The sequence below is a fragment of the Myxococcus sp. AM010 genome (assembly GCF_013372585.1).
In the GTDB taxonomy this organism is placed as follows: domain Bacteria; phylum Myxococcota; class Myxococcia; order Myxococcales; family Myxococcaceae; genus Myxococcus; species Myxococcus vastator.
Window position 1 is genome coordinate 240,537 of sequence record NZ_JABXEO010000001.1, and the last position, 21,695, is coordinate 262,231.

General features: G+C 69.6%; 23 protein-coding genes, 1 tRNA gene and 2 pseudogenes. 9 read left to right on the forward strand and 17 right to left on the reverse strand.

The window, feature by feature from the left end; translation table 11 throughout:
* From HV826_RS00885 to HV826_RS00910, 6 genes are all read right to left on the reverse strand, one after another.
* A complete protein-coding gene (locus HV826_RS00885; protein WP_176415106.1) occupies positions 1-1,599 on the reverse strand; it encodes a bifunctional UDP-sugar hydrolase/5'-nucleotidase in 1,599 nt (532 codons plus the stop codon).
* Between the two features lie 100 nt (positions 1,600-1,699).
* Positions 1,700-2,056, reverse strand: coding sequence for a rhodanese-like domain-containing protein (locus tag HV826_RS00890; RefSeq protein ID WP_176415107.1), 357 nt, complete (start codon positions 2,054-2,056; stop codon positions 1,700-1,702).
* Positions 2,057-2,187: 131 nt separating this feature from the next.
* Entirely contained in the window at positions 2,188-2,946 is a 759-nt protein-coding gene (locus HV826_RS00895) for an anti-sigma factor (RefSeq protein ID WP_176415108.1), read from the reverse strand.
* Positions 2,933-3,460: an RNA polymerase sigma factor gene (locus tag HV826_RS00900; RefSeq protein WP_176415109.1), complete on the reverse strand. Its 528-nt coding sequence runs from the start codon at positions 3,458-3,460 to the stop codon at positions 2,933-2,935. The genes HV826_RS00895 and HV826_RS00900 overlap by 14 nt, the downstream gene beginning before the upstream one ends.
* Before the next feature lie 93 nt (positions 3,461-3,553).
* A complete protein-coding gene (locus HV826_RS00905; RefSeq protein WP_176415110.1) occupies positions 3,554-4,024 on the reverse strand; it encodes a DUF6691 family protein in 471 nt (156 codons plus the stop codon).
* 12 nt (positions 4,025-4,036) lie between these two features.
* A complete protein-coding gene (locus tag HV826_RS00910) occupies positions 4,037-4,462 on the reverse strand; it encodes a YeeE/YedE family protein (RefSeq protein WP_176415111.1) in 426 nt (141 codons plus the stop codon).
* Positions 4,463-4,556: 94 nt separating this feature from the next.
* Here HV826_RS00910 and HV826_RS00915 point away from each other — a divergent pair, with 94 nt between their 5' ends.
* The 4 genes from HV826_RS00915 to HV826_RS00930 are packed head-to-tail and all read left to right on the forward strand — an operon-like array spanning position 4,557 to position 7,008.
* A complete protein-coding gene (locus tag HV826_RS00915; RefSeq protein WP_176415112.1) occupies positions 4,557-5,258 on the forward strand; it encodes an MBL fold metallo-hydrolase in 702 nt (233 codons plus the stop codon).
* A gap of 31 nt (positions 5,259-5,289) precedes the next feature.
* Positions 5,290-5,616 carry a rhodanese-like domain-containing protein gene (locus tag HV826_RS00920; protein WP_176415113.1) on the forward strand — a complete coding sequence of 109 codons (327 nt, stop codon included), beginning with the start codon at positions 5,290-5,292 and terminating at the stop codon, positions 5,614-5,616.
* 26 nt (positions 5,617-5,642) lie between these two features.
* Entirely contained in the window at positions 5,643-6,437 is a 795-nt protein-coding gene (locus tag HV826_RS00925; RefSeq protein ID WP_176415114.1) for a sulfite exporter TauE/SafE family protein, read from the forward strand.
* 28 nt (positions 6,438-6,465) lie between these two features.
* A complete protein-coding gene (locus HV826_RS00930) occupies positions 6,466-7,008 on the forward strand; it encodes a DUF421 domain-containing protein (RefSeq protein WP_176415115.1) in 543 nt (180 codons plus the stop codon).
* Between the two features lie 6 nt (positions 7,009-7,014).
* Here the strand turns inward: HV826_RS00930 and HV826_RS00935 are convergent, their stop codons facing one another.
* On the reverse strand, positions 7,015-8,022 hold the full coding sequence (locus tag HV826_RS00935) for an SDR family oxidoreductase (RefSeq protein WP_176415116.1): 1,008 nt from the start codon (positions 8,020-8,022) through the stop codon (positions 7,015-7,017).
* Between the two features lie 289 nt (positions 8,023-8,311).
* On the opposite strand from HV826_RS00935, the gene HV826_RS00940 reads away from it, so the two are divergent.
* Positions 8,312-9,280 (forward strand): mechanosensitive ion channel family protein, encoded by a 969-nt coding sequence (locus tag HV826_RS00940; RefSeq protein WP_176415117.1) that lies wholly within the window; start codon positions 8,312-8,314, stop codon positions 9,278-9,280.
* Between the two features lie 78 nt (positions 9,281-9,358).
* Here HV826_RS00940 and HV826_RS00945 read toward each other — a convergent pair whose 3' ends face one another.
* Positions 9,359-9,940, reverse strand: a complete 582-nt coding sequence (locus HV826_RS00945) for an imm11 family protein (RefSeq protein ID WP_368670808.1) — start codon at positions 9,938-9,940, stop codon at positions 9,359-9,361.
* A gap of 9 nt (positions 9,941-9,949) precedes the next feature.
* A pseudogene (locus HV826_RS00950) lies at positions 9,950-11,016 on the reverse strand (AHH domain-containing protein).
* A 202-nt stretch (positions 11,017-11,218) separates the two neighbouring features.
* Here HV826_RS00950 and HV826_RS00955 point away from each other — a divergent pair.
* Positions 11,219-11,557: pseudogene (locus HV826_RS00955) on the forward strand (DUF2381 family protein); the annotation flags it as partial.
* Positions 11,558-11,778: 221 nt separating this feature from the next.
* Here HV826_RS00955 and HV826_RS00960 read toward each other — a convergent pair.
* Positions 11,779-11,853, reverse strand: a tRNA-Thr gene (locus tag HV826_RS00960).
* A 336-nt stretch (positions 11,854-12,189) separates the two neighbouring features.
* On the opposite strand from HV826_RS00960, the gene HV826_RS00965 reads away from it, so the two are divergent.
* Entirely contained in the window at positions 12,190-13,740 is a 1,551-nt protein-coding gene (locus HV826_RS00965) for a Glu/Leu/Phe/Val dehydrogenase (protein WP_176415118.1), read from the forward strand.
* A 100-nt stretch (positions 13,741-13,840) separates the two neighbouring features.
* Here HV826_RS00965 and HV826_RS00970 read toward each other — a convergent pair whose 3' ends face one another.
* Positions 13,841-14,200 (reverse strand): PilZ domain-containing protein, encoded by a 360-nt coding sequence (locus tag HV826_RS00970; protein WP_176412092.1) that lies wholly within the window; start codon positions 14,198-14,200, stop codon positions 13,841-13,843.
* A gap of 167 nt (positions 14,201-14,367) precedes the next feature.
* Between HV826_RS00970 and HV826_RS00975 the strand changes: the two genes are divergently transcribed.
* Positions 14,368-15,003 (forward strand): DUF6066 family protein, encoded by a 636-nt coding sequence (locus HV826_RS00975; RefSeq protein WP_176415119.1) that lies wholly within the window; start codon positions 14,368-14,370, stop codon positions 15,001-15,003.
* A gap of 12 nt (positions 15,004-15,015) precedes the next feature.
* Here the strand turns inward: HV826_RS00975 and HV826_RS00980 are convergent, their stop codons facing one another.
* From HV826_RS00980 to HV826_RS01005, 6 genes are all read right to left on the reverse strand, one after another.
* Positions 15,016-16,449, reverse strand: coding sequence for a trypsin-like peptidase domain-containing protein (locus HV826_RS00980; protein ID WP_176415120.1), 1,434 nt, complete (start codon positions 16,447-16,449; stop codon positions 15,016-15,018).
* 96 nt (positions 16,450-16,545) lie between these two features.
* Positions 16,546-17,175 (reverse strand): nucleotide exchange factor GrpE, encoded by a 630-nt coding sequence (locus HV826_RS00985; RefSeq protein WP_176415121.1) that lies wholly within the window; start codon positions 17,173-17,175, stop codon positions 16,546-16,548.
* A gap of 78 nt (positions 17,176-17,253) precedes the next feature.
* On the reverse strand, positions 17,254-17,499 hold the full coding sequence (locus HV826_RS00990; protein WP_176415122.1) for an RNA polymerase sigma factor region1.1 domain-containing protein: 246 nt from the start codon (positions 17,497-17,499) through the stop codon (positions 17,254-17,256).
* A gap of 113 nt (positions 17,500-17,612) precedes the next feature.
* Positions 17,613-19,634 (reverse strand): ATP-dependent zinc metalloprotease FtsH, encoded by a 2,022-nt coding sequence (gene ftsH, locus HV826_RS00995; protein ID WP_176415123.1) that lies wholly within the window; start codon positions 19,632-19,634, stop codon positions 17,613-17,615.
* 175 nt (positions 19,635-19,809) lie between these two features.
* Positions 19,810-20,736 carry a hypothetical protein gene (locus tag HV826_RS01000; RefSeq protein WP_176415124.1) on the reverse strand — a complete coding sequence of 309 codons (927 nt, stop codon included), beginning with the start codon at positions 20,734-20,736 and terminating at the stop codon, positions 19,810-19,812.
* Between the two features lies 1 nt (position 20,737).
* Entirely contained in the window at positions 20,738-21,145 is a 408-nt protein-coding gene (locus tag HV826_RS01005) for a (deoxy)nucleoside triphosphate pyrophosphohydrolase (protein ID WP_176415125.1), read from the reverse strand.
* A gap of 297 nt (positions 21,146-21,442) precedes the next feature.
* Between HV826_RS01005 and HV826_RS01010 the strand changes: the two genes are divergently transcribed.
* On the forward strand, positions 21,443-21,649 hold the full coding sequence (locus HV826_RS01010; RefSeq protein ID WP_237078560.1) for a helix-turn-helix domain-containing protein: 207 nt from the start codon (positions 21,443-21,445) through the stop codon (positions 21,647-21,649).
* The last annotated feature ends 46 nt before the right edge of the window (positions 21,650-21,695 follow it).

Genomic DNA, 21,695 nt, shown 5'->3' on the forward strand with positions numbered 1-21,695 from the left:
TCACGGCTGGACCTGCTGGGTGCGGAGCACGGCCGGCAGGTCCTCGCCCACCGCGCGGCCCTCCAGCGACGCGCGCAGGCGTGGCTTGCCGGCGAGGAAGCGGCGCACCGCCTCGTGCGCGTCCACGTCGAGCACCCGCGGCTCCTGGACGCCGGGGATGCGGCAGAGCATGTCCGGCGAGTCGCCTTCCCGCTCGCAGGCCGTCACGGTGTAGAGGCGCTCGTCCACCACCGGCTCGCCAGCGACCTCCAGGGCGAGGAGGCGCTGCCCCTTGGGGGCCTCCGCGCGGAAGCGCAGCGTCATCCCCGAGGGGCGAGGCAGCCACCCGCCGAAGCGCTTCTCCGGGTCCTTGGCGAAGACGTTCTCCAGCTCCTGCTCCCAGAAGGCGCGCAGCTGGCGGCCACTCACCTTGCCCGTCTTCAGCTTGTTGGTGATGGGAAAGAAGCTCCACAGGTCCGCCTCGCGCACGGGCCCGGGCAGCAGCGGCGTGCCGAAGCGAAAGCCGTTGGAGAGGCCAATCTGCGTCCCGCCCGCGGCGCGGATGGCATCAGCCAGCACGTTGTCCAGCGGGTTCTCCACCACCGCGTAGCGCGCGAGCGTCACGTCGGTGTGCCCCACCGGGACGGACAGCTCCTCCTCGTAAGGCGCGAGCGCTGCTTCCACGAGCCGCGCCACTTCGGGGTCCTCGGGGAAGCGCGACGCGGTCAGCTCGATGAGCTCCCAGCGGCGATCCACCACCTTCCCGTCCTCCAGCCACAAGTCCAACCGGCCGAGGAAGGAGCCGAAGGCGCCAGGCTCCACCACCCAGCTACCGGCCTGCTCGATGGGTTCATAGGTGCGCTCGTGCGTGTCGCTGGAGAGGTGCGCGTCCACGCCGGGCACCCTGGCGGCCAGCCCCACGGCCTTGGCGAGCCCCACGTGCGTCATCAGGAGCACCACCTGGGCGCCCTCGCGCTCGCGCACCTCGCGCACCAGCGCCGGCAGCGCCTCCGGGCCGTCATAGCGCAGCCCCTGGCTGTACCCCGGGGGCTGACGGCGCGGGACGTCCGGGTCCGTGAAGCCCACCACGGCCACCTTCACCCCGCCCACCGTCTTCACCAGGTACGGCGGGAAGAGCCGCTCGCCGCTGGCCGCGTCGCGCAGGTTGGCCGCGAAGAGCGGGTGCTTCAGCTCACGGGCGCGCTGGCGCAGCACCGCGGGGCCGTACACCACCTCCCAGTTGCCGGGCACCCCGCCGTCCAGCCCGAGCGCGTTGAGTGGCTCAATGAGGGCCCCGCCCTCGCTGAGGGCCGCCGCGCCCGAACCTTGAATCGTGTCACCGGCGTCGAGCACCAGCACGTCCCCACCGCGCTCGGCCCGAATCCGTTGGATGGCGGCGGCCACGCGGGCGAAGCCACCCGCCACTTCGATGCGCTCCTTCCCGCCGCGCCAGAAGAGCTCGGGGTGGGCACGCAGCTGCGCGTGCAGGTCCGCCACGTAGAGGACGGTGAGCTGCTGTCGCTGGGACGTCGGAGCGCTGTCGGCGACCGGGGGCCGCGATGAAACACAGCCGGAGGCCAGGACGAGCAGCGCGCCGAGCGCGGACAAAAGACGGGACATCGTGGAGCACCTCACGAGGGGAGGAAGGAGACAGCGGAGGAGACACGAGGCGGGCCGCGCGGAGTTCCCGGACGGCGGCGCGCCTCCACCGCCTCGCGCGTCACGGCCACGCCGACATGGGCCCGAGGTCGAAGACGTCCTGGAACCCCTGCGCCTTCAACAAGCGTTCGGCGCGCGCGCTGCGCGCGCCACTGCGGCAGTAGACGACCAGGGGCGTCCCCGGCGAGCCGAGCTCACCGAGCCGCTCCGCCAGCGCTCCCACGGGGATGTTCACCGCGCCCGGCAGGTGCCCGGCGGCGTACTCCTCGGGCGTGCGGACATCCACCAGCGTGGCGCCCGCCTCCACCCGTCGGCGGGCCTCGGCCCCCACGGCGGCGTCACCTGACCGCGGGCGCGCGCAGGCGATGAAGAGGAGACCCACGAACGCGGCGACGGTGACGACGAGAACGACCTTCATGGCGCGGCTCCATTCAGCACCGGAGGCCAGAGGGCCCCCGGAAAGTGCGTGCAGCCCGGTGAGAGCCGTGGCGGCGGCCAAAGGATTCAGCGCCCTCCCCCGCCCGGCGCCCCGACCGCTGCCCGGGCACCTCAGGGAGCGAGGCGGGCCAGCGCGGCCAGGAGCACCGCGGGCTCCAGCTCGGAGACGGCCAGCGCGCCCCCACGAGGCGCCACGCAGATGCGCTCACCCACGGGCCCCTGCGTGCACCGAGGCCCATCACCCGCGAAGCGGGCCGCCTCCCGCGCCGCGTCCGAGCCCGGCAGTGGAAGGAAGAGCGTCATCGCCTTGCCGCCCTCGTGCCGGTACAGCAGCGAGGCGGAGAGCTTCCCGTGCAGCCGGCAGCGACGGGCGCCCAGCAACGTCGCCCCGGGCACCACCGGCACCTCCACCGCATAGCCCACCTCCCGCTCCACCCACGCCTTCACTTCGGCCGGGTCCGAGGACTCGAACTCGCAGGGCGTCACCCGGGAGAAGGCCTTGAGGTGGTGCCGCTCGAGGTCCATCGCCAGCGCCTCGTTCATGCCCAGGCCGCTGGGCCAGGACGTCCAGAGCACGCCCACCGACGTCAGCGCCGCGGCCAGGCCCGCCGCCAGCCTCCGCCTGGGAAAGGACGGCCGGGGACGTGGCGCCAGCCGGGTGACACGCTCTTCCAGCGCGGGCGACACTCGCGCCTCCGCGGCGCCCTCCGCCTTCAGCGCCTGCCGCAGCGAGGCGTAGCGGGCCGCCTCCCGGGCACAGCCGGCGCAGCGGGCCAGGTGATGCTCCACCGCCTGGTGCTCATGGGCCTGGACCTCACCGTCGAACCACGCGGAGAGACGCTCCTGCCACTGGGGGCTACAGGCTTCCATGGGCCTTCTCCTTCTCGAGGAAGTCGAGCATCGCCAGCCGCGCCCTCGCCAGCCGCGAGCGCACGGTGCCCACCGGGCAGCCCTGCACGTGGGAAATCTCCTCGTAGCTCAGCTCTTCGACTTCCCGCAGCCACAACGTGTCGCGCCACTCCGGCGCCAGGGATTCGAGCGCCGCCTGCATCCCCGCGCTCAGGGTGCGGGCGTGCAGCTCCTCTTCCAGGTCCGCGGAGGGCTCCGGTGGCCGCGCCCTGCCCAGCCCGCCCTCCAGCACCTCCAGGTGAGGCCGCAGGCCCCGGCGGGAGTTGAGGTACACGGTGCGCTGCACGGCGAGCAGCCAGGCCTTGAGGCGCGCGGGCTCTCTCAGCGCGCCGCGCTGCTCCAGGGCACGCGCCAGCGTCTCCTGCACCAGGTCATCCGCCTCCGCGACGCTGCCTGTCAGCCTGCGCCCCACCCGTCTCAGGGCGGGCAGGTGCTCCAGGGCACGTTCAATGAAGGCGCGGGCGCTCACAGGCATGAGGACACGGTGGGGCGGGTGAAAGGTTCCCGGTGAAGGCCGAGGGCGCTCTGAGAGGCGGAGCGCCCTTGCTTCTTCATGGCGGCACCGGGGCTACGGCGCGGGCGCGGCGCCCACGCTCGGGGCGCCTGGACGCGGTGCGCCCTGGCCGCTCCGCGCCTGCAGCACCTGCGCGAGGTAGAAGCCGGCGAACATGGCGGGCACGAAGACGAGCAACGGGACGGCCCCGGTCGCCAGGGCGGTGAGCGCGGGACCAGGGCAGTAGCCGCCCAGCCCCCAGCCCACGCCGAAGAGGGCCGAGCCCACGAGGAGCTTCGCGTCCGGCTTGCTGGCGGCGAACGCGGGGAACCTGGCGGCGAACAGGGGCCGCGCGCGCTGCTGGATGAGGGGCCGCAGCGCCGCGTGAACGGCGATGGCGCCTCCCATCACGAACGCGAGCCGGTAGTCCCAGTCGCCCGTGATGTCGAGGAAGCCGAGGACGTTGGCCGGGTCCGTCATGCCCGCGAGGCCCAGTCCGAGGGCGAAGATGAGGCCACTGAGAAACGCACTGAGGGAGGGACGCATGGGGGGCTTTCTCTAGAGGACGTGGCGGACCAGGAAGACGGTGAGGACGCCCGTGGCCATGAAGGTGAGCGTGGCGGAGATGGAGCGGACCGAGCCCCGGCTGATGCCGCAGACGCCGTGCCCGCTGGTGCAGCCGTTGCCCAGCCGCGAGCCGAACCCCACCAGCAGTCCGGCCCCCGCCAGCAGCCAGACGCCGCCCGCGCTTGGGGCCGAGGGCACAGGGAAGGAGCCGGGCCGCAGCCAGGCGAGCAGCAGGCCCCCGGCGAGCAGCCCGGCGAAGAAGAGCACGCGCCAGGAGATGTCACCGCGCACGGGGGCCAGCAACGAGCCCACCACGCCGCTGATGCCGGCGACCCGGCCGTTGGCCAGGAGCAGCAGGGAGGCGCTCAGCCCGATGAGGGCCCCGCCGAGGAGAGGAAGGAGGAGGGAGGAAGTCATGTCGCGTGAGAGCCAGGGTCCCAGGAAAGGATTCAGCAGGAGGGCCTGAATCCTTCTTCCACGCCCCGGGCTCTCATGGACAGGAGGCTTCGACATGATTTTCCGGCAGCTTTTCGATTCCGAGTCCTCGACGTACACCTACCTCATCGGCGACGAGGCCACGCGCCAGGCCGTCCTCATCGACCCCGTGCTGGAGCAGGCCGACCGCGACCTGCAGCTGGTGGCCGAGCTGGACCTCACCCTCACCCACGTCTTCGACACCCACGTCCACGCCGACCACGTCACCGCGTCGGGCGCGCTGCGGGAGCGCACGCAGGCCACGGTGGTGGGGAGCGTGAACGGCGCCAGCTGCGCCAACGTCCAGGTCCGTCACGGGGACGAGGTGCGCGTCGGTCAGCTCGTCTTCCAGGTGCTCGCCACCCCAGGGCACACGGATGACAGCCTCAGCTACCTGCTCGGCGACCGCGTCTTCACCGGAGATGCCCTGCTCGTGCGCGGCAACGGCCGCACCGACTTCCAGAACGGGGACGCGCGCCAGCTCTACGACAGCCTCACGCGCGTCCTCTTCGCCCTCCCCGACGAGACGCTCGTCTACCCCGGCCACGACTACAAGGGCCGCACGGTGACGAGCATCGCCGAGGAGAAGCGGCACAACCCCCGCGTGGCCGGCAAGAGCCAGGAGGAGTTCATCCACATCATGGAGAACCTCAACCTGCCCAAGCCCAGGCTGATTGACGCCGCCGTCCCGGCCAACCGCGCCTGCGGACACACGGCGCCCTCACCCCAGGGCGCCTGAGCTTTCTGACCTCTTCGCAGGAGTCCCGACCATGACACCCCGCCCCTATCAGAACATCGCGCCCTCGCGACTCGACACGCTTGGCCCCGAGGTGCGGCGCATCGACGTGCGCGAGCCGGACGAGTACACGGGCCCCCTGGGCCACCTGCCCGGCGCCGAGCTCGTCCCCCTGGGCACGCTCGAGGCCGCCGCCGCCGCGTGGCCGCGCGAGGCGCCGCTGCTGCTCATCTGCCGCTCGGGCGGGCGCTCCGCGCAGGCGGCGGAGCTGCTCGCCCGTGGCGGCTTCAAACACCTCTTCAACCTGGCGGGCGGGATGCTCGCCGTGCGTGAGCCGCCCGCGCCCCGGCCCCAGGGCTGAGCGCGCGGCGCGACAGGACAGACACCATGCCCCTCCTCGGCTTCTCCCTCGCGGCGCTCATGGGCCTGTCGCTCGGCCTGCTCGGCGGCGGCGGCTCCATCATCACCGTCCCCATCCTCGTGTACGTCCTGGGCTACGGGGCCAAGGAGTCCATCGCCATGGGGCTCGCCGTGGTGGGCGTCACCAGCCTCTTCGGCGCGGCGAGCCACTGGCGCAAGGGCAACGTCCAGTGGAAGGCGGCCCTCGTCTTCGGGGCGGTGGCCATGGCGGGCACCTACGCCGGGGCGCGCCTGTCCGCGCTCATCTCCGGGACGACGCAGCTCCTGCTCTTCGCCACGGTGATGCTCGTCTCCGCGATCTTCATGTTCCGCAACGGCCGGAAGGACACCGCGCAGGCGCCCGAGCCCCGGAAGGCGTCCTTCCCCCTCATGGCGCTGGCCGCGCTCGGGGTGGGGGGCCTCACCGGACTGGTCGGCGTGGGCGGCGGCTTCCTCATCGTCCCGGCGCTGGTGCTGCTGGTGGGCCTGCCCATGAAGCAGGCGGTGGGCACCAGCCTGCTCGTCATCGCCCTCAACTCCCTCGTGGGCTTCGCCGGCTACCTCGGCCACGTCGAGGTGCCCTGGGTCTCCCTGGGCATCTTCACGGCCATCGCCGTGGTGGGCATCCTGCTGGGCACCTGGGCGTCCCACTTCGTCTCCCAGGCGACGCTCAAGACAGCCTTCTCCGGCTTCCTCGTCGTGATGGGCGTCTTCATCTTCTTCAAGAACCGGGAAGCGTTGGGGCTGGGGGGCGGCGCCTCCACGACGCGCAATGCCCACTGACGTCACGCAGGACTCCAGGAGGAGGACGATGTTCTTCGACAGTTGGCATGACCTGGCCCGGGTGTTGTTCGTGGGCGCGGCGGCCTATGTGGCCCTCGTGCTGATGCTGCGCCTCTCCGGTCCTAGGACCCTCTCCAAGCTCAACGCCTTCGACCTGGTGGTGACGGTGGCGCTGGGCTCGACGCTGGCCACGGTGCTGCTGTCCAAGGACGTGGCCCTGACCGAGGGCCTGCTCGCCTTCGCCGTGCTCATCGGCCTCCAGTTCCTGGTCACCTGGACGTCGGGAAGGTGGCCCGCCTTCAACACGCTGGTGAAGTCCGAGCCGGTCATGCTCGTGCGCCAGGGCCGCTTCCTTCCCCAGGCCATGCGCCGGGCCCGGGTGGTGGAGGAGGAGGTGCTCTCCGTGCTGCGCGACCAGGGCGTGGCCCGGCTCGGGGCGGTGGAGGCCGTCGTGCTGGAGACCGACGGCTCCATGTCCGTGATTCGCCGGCAGGACGCGCCCCCGGAGACGCTGCCTCGGCCCAGGCAGGCGCGCCACGACGACGGGGACGCAGCCCGCCGCCCGTCGTAGGGCGGCTCAGGGTCCGCCACGCCCGCCAGTGGCGCCGAAGATCTGCCCGGTGGAGTAGCTGGTCCCCGGGCTCGCCAGCTCCACAAAGATGCTCGCGAGCTCCGCGGGCTGGCCGGGGCGGCCCATGGGCGTGTTCTGGCCAAACGTGACGAGGTTCTGCTGCGTCTGCCCGCCAGTCACCTGGAGCGGCGTCCAGAATGGCCCCGGCGCCACGCCGTTCACCCGGATGCCCTGCTTCGCCAACTGCTTGGCCAGGCACTGGGTGAAGTTCGTGATGCCGGCCTTCGTCATCGCGTAGTCGAGCAGGTTCTCCGGCGGGTCATACGAGACGACGGAGGTGGTGTTGATGATGGTCGCCCCGGGCTTGAGGTGCGGCACGGCCGCCTTGGTGATCCAGAACATCGCGTAGAGGTTCGTCTTCAAGGTCCAGTCGAGCTGCTCGGTGGTGATGTCCAGGATGGAGTCGTGGCTCTGCTGCCGGGCGGCGTTGTTGACGAGGATGTCGAGCCCCCCGAGCCGGCTCACGGCGTCGGCGATGAGCTTCTCGCAGAAGGCCTCGCTCCGGAGGTCGCCGGGCAGCGTCACCGCCTTGCGGCCCGCGGCCTTGATGAGCGCCACCACCTCCTGCGCGTCGGGCTCCTCCGCGGGGAGGTAGTTGATGGCCACGTCTGCGCCCTCGCGCGCGTAGGCGATGGCGGCGGCGCGGCCGATGCCGGAGTCTCCGCCGGTGATGAGCGCCCTGCGGCCCGCGAGGCGGCCAGCGCCCTTGTAGCGCTTCTCGCCATGGTCCGGCCGGGGCTGCATCTTGCTCGACAGCCCCGGCCAGGGCTGCGACTGCTTCGCAAACGGAGGCTTCGGGTACAGCGTGACAGGGTTCTGGAGCGGCGCCGCGACGGCGGGTGCCGTCCCTCCGTCCTGGGCCAACGCTGGCGTGGCGAGCGCCGCTGCAACGCCAGTGGCCAGCCCTCCGACGATTTGACGGCGGGAAGGGGGGGTGTTGTCGTCCGAAGCCATGGTCTGCCTCCAGTTCAAGCCTGGGAGGTAGACGGAACGGCGCCTCCGCGAAGTGCGCCGCGCTTCGTCGAGCGTTCGTGTGGCGGCTCGAGAACAGTGAACCATCCGCGCCGTCCGCGCCCGTGCGGAAGCGCTGTCGGGCAGCGCACGGTCCTCGTCGTCCAGGTGCGTTCGCCCCGCTCACCTCGGGCCCGAGTTCCTCCAGGCGCCGGGCCTGCGCCTGTCTGGTTGTCCGCCGCGTGACGCCTGCGTCCTTGTGGCGCCCTGGAGGCCAACACAGCTTGTGGGCATGGAGCTGTTCGGTGTCCGCGTCCTCGGCCTCAACGCAGAGACGCTGCACAAGGTGGTGCTGTCGCTGACCGTGCTCGCGGTGGTGCTGGGTGTGCGCGCGCTGCTGACGGTGGTGGTGGGGCTGGGGACGGGTGTGTCTCGCCGCTCCATCTGGGCGCGCAAGGGCATCCGGCTCGCGTTCGGCGCGGTGGGGACGCTGCTGCTCCTGTCCATCTGGTTCGACAACCCCAACCGCCTGGCGACGTTCCTGGGTCTGCTGGCTGGCGGGCTCGCCTTCGCCTCGCAGAACGCGGTGCTGTCCGTAGCGGGCTACTTCGTCATCGTCTTCGGAAAGACGTTCGATCTGGGCGACCGCATCCAGGTTGGAGACGTGCGTGGAGACGTGTTGGACATTGGCCTGCTCAAGACGACGGTGATGGAGATGGGTGTGCCCGCGCTGCTGAATCCCGACCCGCACCACTGGGTGTCCGCGCGCCAGTACACCGGGCGCGTCGTCACCATCACCAACGCGGAGGTCTTCAAGCAGCCCACGTACAACTATACGCGCAGCTTCAACTTCCTCTGGGAGGAGCTCCGGCTCCCACTGCGGTACGACACGGACCTGCAGCGCGCCGAGGCCACCGTGCTGGCGGCCGTGCGCGAGGCCACCGCCGGCATCATCGAGGAGGGCCACCGGGAGCTGGCCCACCTGCGCGAGCGTTTCCTCATTCATGCCAGCGAGTTGGAGCCCCGCGTCTACCTGCGGCTCACGGACAATTGGGTAGAGCTGAGCGTGCGCTTCCTCGTGAAGACATACGGCGTGCGCGAGGTGAAGGACGCCATCTCCCGGCGCGTACTCACGCGCTTCCGCGAGGAGGGCATCGACCTGGCGTCCGCCACGATGGAGCTGGTGCGGCTGCCGCGCGTCGAGGTGCGCGCCGCCGAGGCGCCCGAAGCCGCCGAGGCGCCCCTGCCCGCGCACCACTGACCACGAGCCCTCATCGCGGTTCGACGGGGGAGCGGCAGGGCCCTTCACGCACGCTCGCCGAAGGAACACGACCGACCGTCAATGGAGGTCGGGAGCCTCTGTCACGCGCTCGAACGACACGCCCAGGTTGCCGACCCGTTCGTGCGTGTCCTTGACTTCCTCTGAGACGATGAACGCGGTCTTGAACTTCTTCAGCCGAAAGACATGCGCGCCTTCAGTCTTCGAGGGGTCGATTCGCAGTCCGTAGATCCAGTTGTACTCGCCTGGGTAATCAGGGGACGGTTCGTCATAGTGATGCACCTCCCGGCACCGTGCCTCGTCAATGGCATCAACTACCTTGATTGCATTGACGACGAAGTACTGCTCGGACTCTCTCTCAATCGACACCGGAAAGAGCTGAACATCGTCGGGAGCCAGCGTCCTGAAAACGTTCGCGAGTGCTTCGCTGACGATGGGAGTTCCCTCTACTCCTGCGAACACGAACGCGCGCTTCTTCCCGGGATGTGAGATCTGGGCCTTGATGGGTCCAGAGTCTGGAGGGACGCGCCCATCCGCGAACATCCAAGGCTCGTCAAACGCCTCACCAGAATCCCGTATCGGCGTCTCAAGAAGCCACTGCGGCACATCACCAAGTCTCACCCAATAGAAGTTCCGTTCCACCCTACCCTCCTACTTCACGATGAAGCTGCCCAATTCTGAGCCCGGTGTGAGCAACTCATCTGCAATCTTCGCGAGTTCCTTCATCAAACTGGCCCGGCAGCTCTCCGTCGTTCGGCAGCGTGCAACAGAACGATTGAGTCGCAGCAGCACCTCATTGTGATAAAATTCAGGATGAGGCCCATCGTGCCCATTGAGCCGCACCTTGTTTGCAGCGTCCTCAAGAGTCATTCCGGCCTTCTTGAAGACCACCTCGCACCTCGGCGTCCAAGGCCCTCCGGTAGCGTCAGCAAGGGTGTTCTTGTTCGTGCAGATGTGATGGACCGGCCCTTCGGCGTCGCCCGGATACCGCCCGTCCGAATACATCGCCAAGGCGGCAGCGGCCCCGGGCGCCAGGGCAACATTCAGCGTAGCTCGATGACGCTCATCGCCGTCCCCGCATCATCCCACAACCGGACGAATCCGCGCCCAATCTCCCAGACGGGCACCACGCCCAGGTAGGCCACCATCGCCGCCGTCAAGGCCACGGCGATGACCTTGGTGACAGGCTCGGGCAACGCCAGCGTGAGGAGCAGCGTCAGCGCGGCCGATGTCACCATGGCCTTCAGCGCCACCGGGTTCAGCACCTTGCCGACCTCGACCTCGACGCTCTCCCATACGGTGTCGAGCGCGAAGGATAGCGCCATCAGCGTCCGGTCCTTCCGGGAGAACGTCAGCCCCGTCCCACCCACCAGGGTCAAGCAATCGTCCGCGTCGGGGCAGATGCGCGAGTACAGGGTCTCCAGCGAACTGCCCGAACCTGAATCGACGATGCCTTGGGAAGACGCCAGAAGCGATTTGGACCGAGACCACCCGCGCTCATCCCTCTCATCAGCCTCTCAGAACGCAACGTCCATCCGCAGGTCCAGGATGAGGCGCGTGAGGGCGGACTTGAACTCGTCCTCACTCACCAGAACCGGGTCAACATCCACCGACTCGTGGACGACCTGCTGCCCATTCCCGACGTCAATATGGACAACGCGGGTGGTCGCGCACCCCGCCGAAAGAAGCAGCAACGACACGACTGCAACCCATCTCATGGCATCCCCCGAAGGCGCCGCTGGGAATCAGGACGCGCTGCAGCCTGACTTTGGAGTCTGACGACTTCAGCGGAGTTCGCGCGACAGCTCCCACTACACGCGTTCCAACCAAAGCTCCATACCTCGCAGGTTGCACTGCCTTTCAGGCAACAACGAGCGAAGAGTGACTTGCCCCACCACGCTCTTGGAGGTTGTCTGCTCTATGAGACCTACCCAATCCACAAGATCTATCCTGACATTCGTAGCGCTAGCGACGTTGGGTGCGCAGGCCGCCGACCACGCTCGGCGGTCCATCCTGCTCTCCGAGCATCCGGCGAACGGGACCCACTCCGTCTACGTGAAAGGGCAGGTCATCACGACGTTGCGCTTCGAGCAGCCCGTCAACCCGAGCAAGACGAAGATGATCGGCTGGGAAGGTCGGCTCGAACCACTCACGGTGGCCCGCAACAAGATCATCCTGGAGTCCATCCGGGATCTCGACCGCGATGAGGGCATTCCGTTGGTCGTGACCCTGACGGATGGCACGGACGTCCCGTTCCTTGCCTTGGCCGCCCTGCTCGCCACCCTGGGTTCGGGCAGCTCCGAAAGCACCCGGAGTCCAAGCCAGGGACAGCCATCACCGATTCGCCCCGAGCAGGCGTCTACATCGTGGATGAGTTCCGGTGAGGAAGCAGGGCCGCTGAAATTGTCGCGGCCCCGAGTTGCCCGCCGCGGAAAACAAAAAGGGCTGGTTGCTTGAAGCAACCAGCCCTTCTTTCTTCTTGGAGCCGACACCCAGGCTTGAACTGGGGACCTACTGATTACGAATCAGTTGCTCTACCGCTGAGCTATGTCGGCGCGACAGGTGCGCGGGGAGTACCATGGCGGCTCATGTCCGGCAAGCAGAAATGAAGGCAGGAGCGCACCCTCCCCGCCTCCCCGACCCGTTTCCGCGCGCCCGCATCGTTGGTTTTCCAACCATCTCCACGGTTGACCACCCTGACACGGATGACACACCGCGTCTGTCGCCGCTGACACATCGCGTTGCGATAAGTGCCCGTTATCTTTCCAGATTCTGAGGCGCGGGGGGTGCTTGGCGCGGTTGAACTCTCGGAGCGCCTATGCACATAAGGGCGCCGCTACCCCCACGTGCCTCGCCCACGAGCGGCGACGCGACAAGGAGCATCTTCCGTCATGGCCAGCGAAGAGAATTTCATGCGTGCCCCGGCTCCTACGCCCAAGCGCACCGTCTACACCGAGGCGATGGAGATCTTCCATCGTGCCGCGGACCTCATCGCGCTGGACAAGCGCGTCCGCCTCGAGCTGGAGGAGCCGGACTACGAGCACATCTTCTACGTCACGGCGAAGCTGAAGGACCGCCTCGTCCCGCTCTCCGAGGAGAAGGCGCGGACCTTCTCCAACCTGCCCGAGACGCAGGTGCGCAACAAGGAAGGCCTGGAGCTGCTGGCCAACGGCAACATCATCCTCAACGGCCGCGCCCTGCTGGGCTCGGACGTGGACATCCGCCAGGGCCACCTGCGCCTGCCCGACGGCAAGGTGTACCAGTTGGTCCCCGGTGAGTCGCAGCGCTTCAAGGCCTACCGCGTGCAGCACAACCAGGCGCGCGGCCCCTACAAGGGCGGCCTGCGCTACCACCGCGAGGTGTCCCTGGACCTCTTCAAGGCCCTGGCCGCGGAGATGACCTGGAAGACGGCCATCGCCGAGGTCCCCTTCGGCGGCGGCAAGGGCGGCATCCAGATTGACCCGCGCGAGTACGGCCGCGAGGAGATCGAGGCCATCACCCTGCGCTTCATGTACCGGCTCAAGAGCATGATTGGCCCGGACATCGACATCCCGGCGCCGGACGTGGGCACCAACCCCGGCATCATGGCCCTGCTCTACCGCCAGTACTCGGACGGTGAGCGCGAGCGCCACAACCTGCGCGGCATCGTCACCGGCAAGGACGTGCGCATCGGTGGCTCCGAGGGCCGCAACAAGGCCACGGGCCAGGGCGTCGCCTTCTGCATCGAGGACTACTACGCCGACCGCGGCGAGTCCGTGAAGGGCAAGACGTTCATCCTCCAGGGCTTCGGCAACGTGGGCAGCCACGCCGCCAACATCCTGTCGCAGATGGGCGCCCGCCTGCTCGCGGTGAACGACGCCGACGGCACCATCTTCAATGGCGACGGCATCGACGTGAGCGCGCTCTCCGCCTACGTGCAGGACGCGAAGAACCTCAAGCACAGCGTGCTCGGCTTCCCGGGCGCCCAGCGCATCGACAAGAAGGACCTCTGGGACGTCCAGGCGGACATCCTGGTCCCCGCGGCCCTGGGCGGCGAAATCACCGCCGAGGTGGCGGAGCGCCTGCGCGTCAAGCTGGTGGCCGAGGGCGCCAACGGCCCCACCACCCCGGAGGCCGACCGCATCCTGGAGAAGCGCGGCATCGAGCTCATCCCGGACATCATCGCCAACGCCGGCGGCGTGACGGTGAGCTACTACGAGTGGATCCAGAACAAGCGCATGGAGCGCTGGACCGAGGCCGAGGTCGACCAGCGGCTCGAGCGCGCCATGAAGCGCAACTACCGCATCATCCGCGACATCTCCCGCAACCAGCCGCGAAAGACGGAGATGCACGACAGCCGCCAGTACTGCATCGGTGAGACGGTGGACACCCGCTGCGCCGCGATGATTCTCGCGCTCAAGCGCATCGAGGCCCACTACCTCCTCGAGGGCTTCTCGCAGTAGCCGCGGCCCCGGGCACGCCGCCCACCGCTGGAAACACGAAGGGCACGGTCCTCCTCCAGGAGGCCGTGCCCTTTCGTTTGTTCCGGGCCCCGGGACGACGTCAGTGCATCACCCGCTCGCGGTCCACCAGGAGCAGGGGCGCGTCGTCCTGCGTCTCATACGCCACGATGCGCAGCCCCACGCCGCGGCTGCTGCCCTCGCGCCCGTCCTTGCGCCCGAAGGCCAGGGCCACCTGGTAGCGGACCTCGCACAGGCACGTCATCTCCGTCCCGTCCTCGCCGGCGAACGTCACCTTCAGCTTCTCCCCCAGGCCCACCTGGTCCCGGACCTCCACGAACATGCCCCGCGCGCTGATGTTGCGGCCCACCCCCCGAAGCATCCCATCCTGGGTGGTGAGGTAGACGGTGAAGGCCTTGTCGAAACGCAGGTGGGAACGGCGCTCGTGAGGACGCTCGAACATGGGGGTAGCTCCCGGAACAGGTGGTGACAGGCGCAACCTACACGGTAGCCAGATGTAGGCAACTTCTTCACCTACATCCACCCTTGCACACCCATGTAACGGGTGCCGGACGCTTTCCGAAATGGCACGATTGCGGGCTGACCCCCTGTTTCCCGGAGACCCCGCCCGTGAATCGCATCCTCCTCGCCGCCGCCCTCCTCCTCGTGCCCGCGCTTGCCCTGGCGGACGCGGACCCTCGCTTCGCCAGGCTGCGTGACGAAGCCGAGCCGCTGGGCGGGCTGGGGACCTTCCTGGACAAGTACGTGGGCGCCTGCGACGGCCCCTTCGTGGACTCGCAGTGCAAGGCCAACGCGGCGGCGTTCCGGAAGAAGTACCAGGGCAAGCGGCTGTACATGATCGTCACCGAGGACGACGCCACCATGCTCTCCCCGGGGCCCTATTCGCTGAGCACGGGGGAGTACAGCATCAACATCACCCCGTTCTTCCCCAGCGGAGGCTCGGCGCTCACCCACGGCGCGCCCAAGAAGACGGACGGGAGCGGCAACCCCATCCTCCCCTACCTCACCGTCACGGGGAACATGCCTGCGGGGTGGAACCTGCAGATGTTCAACCGCCTGTTCTCCACGCGCTCGGTGCGGGCGCAGATTGTCTTCACCCCGCAGAGCGTGTGGAGCCTGCCCAAGAAGGGCGGCGGGAAGAGCCACGGCGTGACGGCGCGCATCGAGGCCATCTTCCTCACCGAGGGCCGCAGCGGCCAGGCCATGGGCCTGTGGCTCAACGGCAAGGACGCCAAGAAGCGCTAGCCGGGCGTCCCCTCACCGGGCGATGGCGATGTACTGGAGCGCCTCGCCCCGCTTCACCCGCAGGAGGATGCTGGCGCCGGCGCTCCCCTTCCCCAGCGCCGCGCGCACCCCGGCCGCGTCCTTCACCCGGCGGCGGTTCACCTCCGTCACCACGTCCCCCGCCCGCAGGCCGGCCGAGTCCGCCGGGCCGCGCGGGGTGACACCCGATACCAGCACCCCGGACCAGGCCGTCTCCCCCAGGGGCGCGGCCACCTCCGGCGTGAGGTCGCGAAGCACCAGCCCCAGCTCCGCCTCGCTGGCCGTCCGCTGGATGAGCCCCTCGGTGGCCTCCTGGGCGGGGCGCGCCACCAGCCGCACCGTCACCTCCTGCGTCTGGGTGCCACGCGTCAGCGACAGGCGCGCCTCGGTGCCCGGCGCCAGCAGCGCCACCTTGCGCAGGAGCTGCAGGTAGGAGCCGATGGGCCGCCCGTTCACCGCCACCAGCCTGTCGCCCGGGCGGATGCCAGCGGACGCGGCGGGGCTGCCCTGGTAGACGTCCTTCACCAGCGGGGCCCGGCGCTCACCCCCACCGCTGCTCCCGTCCTCATTGATGACGACGCCCAGCCACCCGCGCTCCAGCTTGCCGTTCTCCCGGAGGTTGGGCAGCAGCTCCTTCACCAGGTTGCTGGGGACGGCGAAGCCAATGCCCTGGCCCTGGCTGATGATGGCGGTGTTCACCCCCACCACCTCGCCCTTCATGTTGAAGAGCGGCCCGCCGGAGTTGCCGGGGTTGATGAGCGCGTCCGTCTGGATGAAGTCGTCGAACTGGCCCACGCCCAGCACGCGCTCCTTGGCGGAGATCATCCCGTGCGACACGGAGTGGTCCAGGCCGAAGGGGTTGCCAATGGCCACCACCCAGTCGCCCACGGCCATCCGGTCCGAGTCCCCCAGGTAGACGGCGGGCAGCTCGCCCAGGTCCACGCCGCTGAGGCGCAGCAGCGCCACGTCCGTGGAGGCGTCACGGCCCACCACCGAGGCGGCGAACTCGCGGCCATCCGCCAGGCGCACGGCGATCTGCTGCGCGCTGGCCACCACGTGGTTGTTCGTGACGACGAGCCCGTCGGGCGTCAACACGAAGCCGGAGCCGGTGGACTTCTTCATCCCCTCCAGGCCCCCGGCCCGGGGCCCCACGGTGGTGATGTTGACGACGCCCGCCTCCACCGCGCGGATCAACGGCGCCAGCGAGGACGGGGGCACGAAGTCGGGGATGCCCGGATCTGCCTCGGCGCGCTCGCGCCACAGGCCCAGGCCGCCCGCCTGGCCTTCCACATTCGCGGCCTGCGCGGTGAACCACGCGGCATGCTCCCGGGCCCGCGCGGGAAGCCACGCGTCGAGAGGACCCTCGGCGTCCGCCGCGACCGGGGCGAGCGCCAGCACCAAAGACAGGGAGAAGAATCGGGAGAGCACGGAGAGGCAGCTTACACGGCGGACCAGGGTCGAGCGGACTCAACAACCTGGCCCGGCGCCCCCTTCCCGTGACGGGGGGCGCCCTGGACGGCGGCGTCAGGCCTGGGCGGGGGCGATGTACTTCGCCACCTTCACCCGGGCCGGACGGATGACGCGCTCCTTCAGCCGGTAGCCCGCGCGCAGCTCGGCGACGATGCGCTGGTCCTCGTCCGGCGAGGCGGTGATCTCCATGTCCGCCGCCTCGGAGAGGTTGGGGTCGAAGGTCTGCCCCACGACGTTGAAGCGCTCGATGCCCGTCTCCTGCGCCTTGCGCAGGAGCACGTCACGGATCATCCGGACGCCCTCGGCCAGCGGCGAGGTGTCCTGGGCGCTGGCGGACAGGCACCGGTCCAGCTCGTCAATGGCCTCCAGCAGCGTGACGGCCACGTTGCCGCGCTCCACGTCCAGCATGCGCTCACGCTCCCGCGTCACGCGCTGCTTGAACTCCTCGCGGTCCTTCTCCGCGGCCTGCACCGCGCGGACGGCGGTGTCGAACTTCTTGCGAAGCGTCTCCAGCTCCGCCACCAGCCGCTCCCGCTCCGCGTCCTGACCGGGAGCCGCGTGCTCCTCCGGGGCCTGCTGCTGGGCGGAGGACTCCTCGGCGGCTGAAGCAGGCCCCTCTCCGTTGGAGGAGGGAGGCTGCTGGGGGGCGTCGGGGGCTGCGTCGGTGCGGGTGTTGCCGGCCATGTCGAACCTGAGGCGATGGTGGGTGCGCTGCTGCCCGGAACCTAACCGCGAGACGGCCCCTGTCAACGCGGGAGCGAGCTAGTGCTCCTGCGGCGCGGCGGGGGACTCGGCCATGAAGCCGTGGTCCACCTGCCCCGTCACCTCGTCGACGATTTCCACCTGGGCGGCCCGCAGCGAGTAGTAGAGGAGCCACCGCTCCGCCGCCGTCAGGGTTCCCGCCGGCAGGGCCTCCTCAATCTCCTGAACCGTGAGCCGTCCCTCCTTGAGCCCCTTCGCGAAGAGGGCCTTGCGGGCCATGTAGCTCTTGCCGATCCTGTTCTCCACGGCGACGCCTCCTTTCTCCTTGAAGATAATTTCGCCCACCGGCCACCGCAGGACGTCGCGGTGGCGGTGGGCTTCGGGTCGGCTGGAGGGCAGGCGCCCAGCCAGCCGGAGGCTCAAGAGTCGAGCGCGTCCGAGTGCTGCGTGGGCGGCGTCTGGTCGTCACTGCTCCCGACGTCCACCGGGTGCGCGGAGATGACCTGACGCGCCTCCGGGTGCAGCAGGCCGCGCTGCGCGAACACCTTGGGACCCAGGATCGTCACCATGGTGTCCTCCTCCACCACCTCCACGGCCAGGAGCCGGGCCGCCAACGCCTGGACCCTGTCCTTGTGGGTGGTCAGCACCTGCCGGGCCCTGTCGAGCGCTTCACTGACGAGCTTGCGCACCTCCTCGTCAATCATCCGCGCCGTCTGCTCGGAGTAGCTGCGCGTCTCCGGCACGCCCGCCGAGCGGAGGAAGCCCGGGCCATGGTCCGCGCTCAGCGCCACCGGGCCCAGCGTGCTCATGCCGTAGTCCCGCACCATCATCCGGGCCATCTCCGTGGCCTGGCGGATGTCGTTGGACGCGCCGGTGGAGATTTCCCCGATGAAGATCTCCTCCGCGGCCCGGCCGCCCATCATCCCCGCCATCTTGTCGCGCAGCTCGTCCAGCGACATGAGGTAGCGGTCCTCCAGCGGCAGCGACATGGTGTAGCCCAGCGCCGCCAGGCCGCGCGGGATGATGGACACCTTCGTCACCCGCTCCGCGTGAGGCATCATCCACCCCACCACCGCGTGGCCCGCCTCGTGGTGCGCGACGATCTCCTTCTCGCGCTCGTTCATCCGGCGGTTCTTCTTCTCCAGACCGGCGACGACCCGCTCGATGGCCTCCTCGAAGTCCGCCCGCATCACCGCGTCGCGGTTGCGGCGCGCGGCCAGGAGCGCGGCCTCGTTCACCACGTTGGCCAGGTCCGCGCCCGCGAAGCCCGGGGTGCGCGAGGCAATGGCCTTGAGGTCCACGTCCGGGCCCAGCTTCACGCCCTTGGCGTGAATCTCCAGCACCCGCTCACGGCCCCGCTTGTCCGGCCGGTCCACCAGCACCTGCCGGTCGAAGCGCCCCGGACGCATCAGCGCGCTGTCGAGGATCTCCGGACGGTTGGTGGCCGCCAGGATGATGAGGCCCGCCCGGCTGTCGAAGCCGTCCATCTCCGCGAGCAGCTGGTTGAGCGTCTGCTCACGCTCGTCATGTCCACCGGCCACGCCCGAGTTGCGGCTCTTGCCAATGGCATCCAGCTCGTCGATGAAGATGATGCACGGCGCCTTCGCCGTGGCCTGGGCGAACAAGTCGCGGACTCGCGCGGCGCCCACGCCGACGAACATCTCCACGAACTCGGAGCCCGACAGGCTGAAGAAGGGAACGCCCGCTTCACCGGCCACGGCCCGCGCCAGCAACGTCTTGCCCGTCCCCGGAGGGCCCACCAGCAGCACCCCCTTGGGGATGCGCCCGCCCAGGCGGCGGAACTTCTCGGGCGTCTTGAGGAACTCGACGATTTCACGCAGCTCGTCGACCGCCTCGTCCACGCCGGCCACGTCGTTGAAGCCCACGCCGGTGTCCGCCTCGGCCTGCACCTTGGCGCGGGTCTTCCCGAAGCTCATGACGCTCTGCGGGCCCTGGCCCATGCCACCGGCCACCCGGCGCATCATGAAGCTCCAGAAGAGGAAGAAGATGCCCAGGGGCAACAGCCATATCCACAGCGCGTCACCCAGCCCGGACTGCGGCACGGCCTCGAACTGGATGCCCTTCTGCTCCAGCAGCGGCACCAGCCCCTCGTCACCCTCGACGCGGTAGGCCATCCACGGCAGGGCGCTCGGCTCGCCGCGCAGCGGGCGCTCCCCGTCTGAAGGAGGAGGCGGCTGCGCCGTGTCCTTGAGGAAGCCCTTCACCCACTCGTTCGAAATCTGGACCCGGCTGAAGTTCCCGGCTTCCACCCCGTCGCGGAACTGGCTGTAGCTCACACGCCGCACGCCCGCGTCCTGGAAGACGTTGCGGAACAGCAAGAAGCCCAGGACGAGCAACAGGATGTAGCCCAACGGTGAGCCGAACTTGAACCCCTTCCCCGTTGGCGTTGGCTTGTCTGTCTTCTTTCCGCGTGGGCCCATCCCAGGCGGCAAATCCTGTGGCTTCATCGTCGGCACGCTCGACCCTCCCCCTCCCCCGCACACGCGGACACCGCGACCGCGAGGCGTCTTCCCTGGCGGGCCAAAGATGTTCACCGTTGCCATACCGTCAACCCGCCAGGCGGGCTTCACGGTGTGTGCGGGCCCTTGCGGCGAATCAGCGACACCCGCTCAACCACAAGGGTTGGCCAGTGAACTCCGTGCCCAACAAATAGCCGTTGCCGTCTTGCACGTAGGTGATGGCTTCTGCCTGGGCCTGGCTCCCGCTCGGAACCTCGACGAGCTGTCCTTGCAACAGGTCCTCCAGCCGCGCGGCGTCGGGGCGGCGCAGCTCGTACGCGCGCGAGTAGGTGCGCAGCAGCAGCCGCTCACCGGACGGATGCAGGGAGGCCGCGGTGGTGGCCCGGTCCATTCCCAGCGGCGCCGTCAGCGTCCCCAGCTTCCGGGCCTGGATGGCGGTGTCCGCGCGCAGGCCCTCCAGCGCGAAGACCTCACCCAGGGAGTCCAGCGTCTTGGTGATGACGGCCAACCTGCCGGAGCGGGCGTCGATGATGACCGACTCCGCGTCGCGGGGCCCGTCCGGGTACCTGAAGGGCAGCACCTCCACCGGCACCGTGGCGTCCTCGAGCGCCTCCGGTTCGGGCAGCCGGTAGAGCCGCACCTGCTCCCGGCGCGCGAAGTTGTCGCCGATGTCCGCCAGGTAGACGCAGCCGCGCGACGCCCCCGGAGCGCAGGGCCCCACCGTGACGGCCTCGATGTCGCGCGGGGTGGCACCGGTGAGCGTCAGCCGGGCGAGGATGGTGCCCTTCGCGTCCATCGCGAACAGCTCGAAGTCGTGGCCGGAGTCGTTGTGCGCCCAGAGGGCGCCCACGTGGCGCTGGCTGGCGGCCAGGCCGGAGAGCTCGGGCAGCACGTCGGGCACGGCGCCGGACCGCTGGGGTTCGCTGTAGCGCGTGCACCCCGGCACGCCCTGGGCCGGGACCTGGCGCGTCGCCTCGGGCGGGGGCGCCGCGGGCGGCGGCTTGGAGCGGGAGCACGCGCCCAGCACTCCGGCCAGCAACGCCAGGAGGAGACGGCGCGGCACGTCAACTGTCCAGGTCGAGCAGCTTCGCCAGCGTCTTGGCATCCGCGTCCGGGAAGCGGTACGCGGACATCTCCTCCAGCGTCACCCAGCGGTGGTCATGCACGCGCAGGTGCTGGACCTTCTCCGAGGGCCGTGACAGCCGGCAGTGGAAGACGCGGAAGTCGATATCGTAGTTGGGGTACTCGTGGTGGGTGTGCATGGCCTGACCCAGCACGTCCACCTCCACGCCCATCTCTTCCTGGATTTCCCGGGCAAGGGCCTCGGCGTCCTCTTCGCCCTCCTCCACGCGCCCGCCGGGGAACTCCCAGAGCAGCGGCAGCGACGCGGTGGGGGGACGCTGGGTGATGAGGTAGCGCCCCTGCTCGTTCTGGAGCATCGCACCGACGACACGGACCTGACGGCGGGCCATTCGCTTCTCCTCTTTCTGGCGGGACACCGGGGGAGGGGCGAACTAACACAGCCCTCGCCCGGCGCCAATGCCGCAACCCCAGTCGCCCAGCCTGCGCACGTCCGGGCCGCCCGGCCACCCTCCCCCTGAACCGTACAATCACCGCCGACGCCCGGGGGGGCTTGCCCCGGCCGCCCGCCCCCCGGGCAGTGTTCGGGGCCATGCGCCAGCGCACCGGCATGTGGTGAATTGGATGACGAGAACGCGAGAAGGCGTCATGCTCGGCCCATGACGACGAGTCGTAGGGAAAGGGCCGAGGTGCTCGGAGCGGCACTGAAAGCCGCCCGCCAGCAGGCGGGGCTCGGCATGGAGGAGGTCGCCGAGCAACTGGAAATCCCCGTGGAGGTGCTCGCTCGGGTGGAACGGGGGGTGATGGTGCCGACCATCCCCACCCTGACGCGCCTGTGTGTGATTCTGAAGCTGGACCCGGACGTGCTGCCCGAGCTGCCGGAGATGAGTGACTGACGTCCGGGCGTGGCCGTCCAAGCTCCCGGCCCCGAGTTCCCACGCC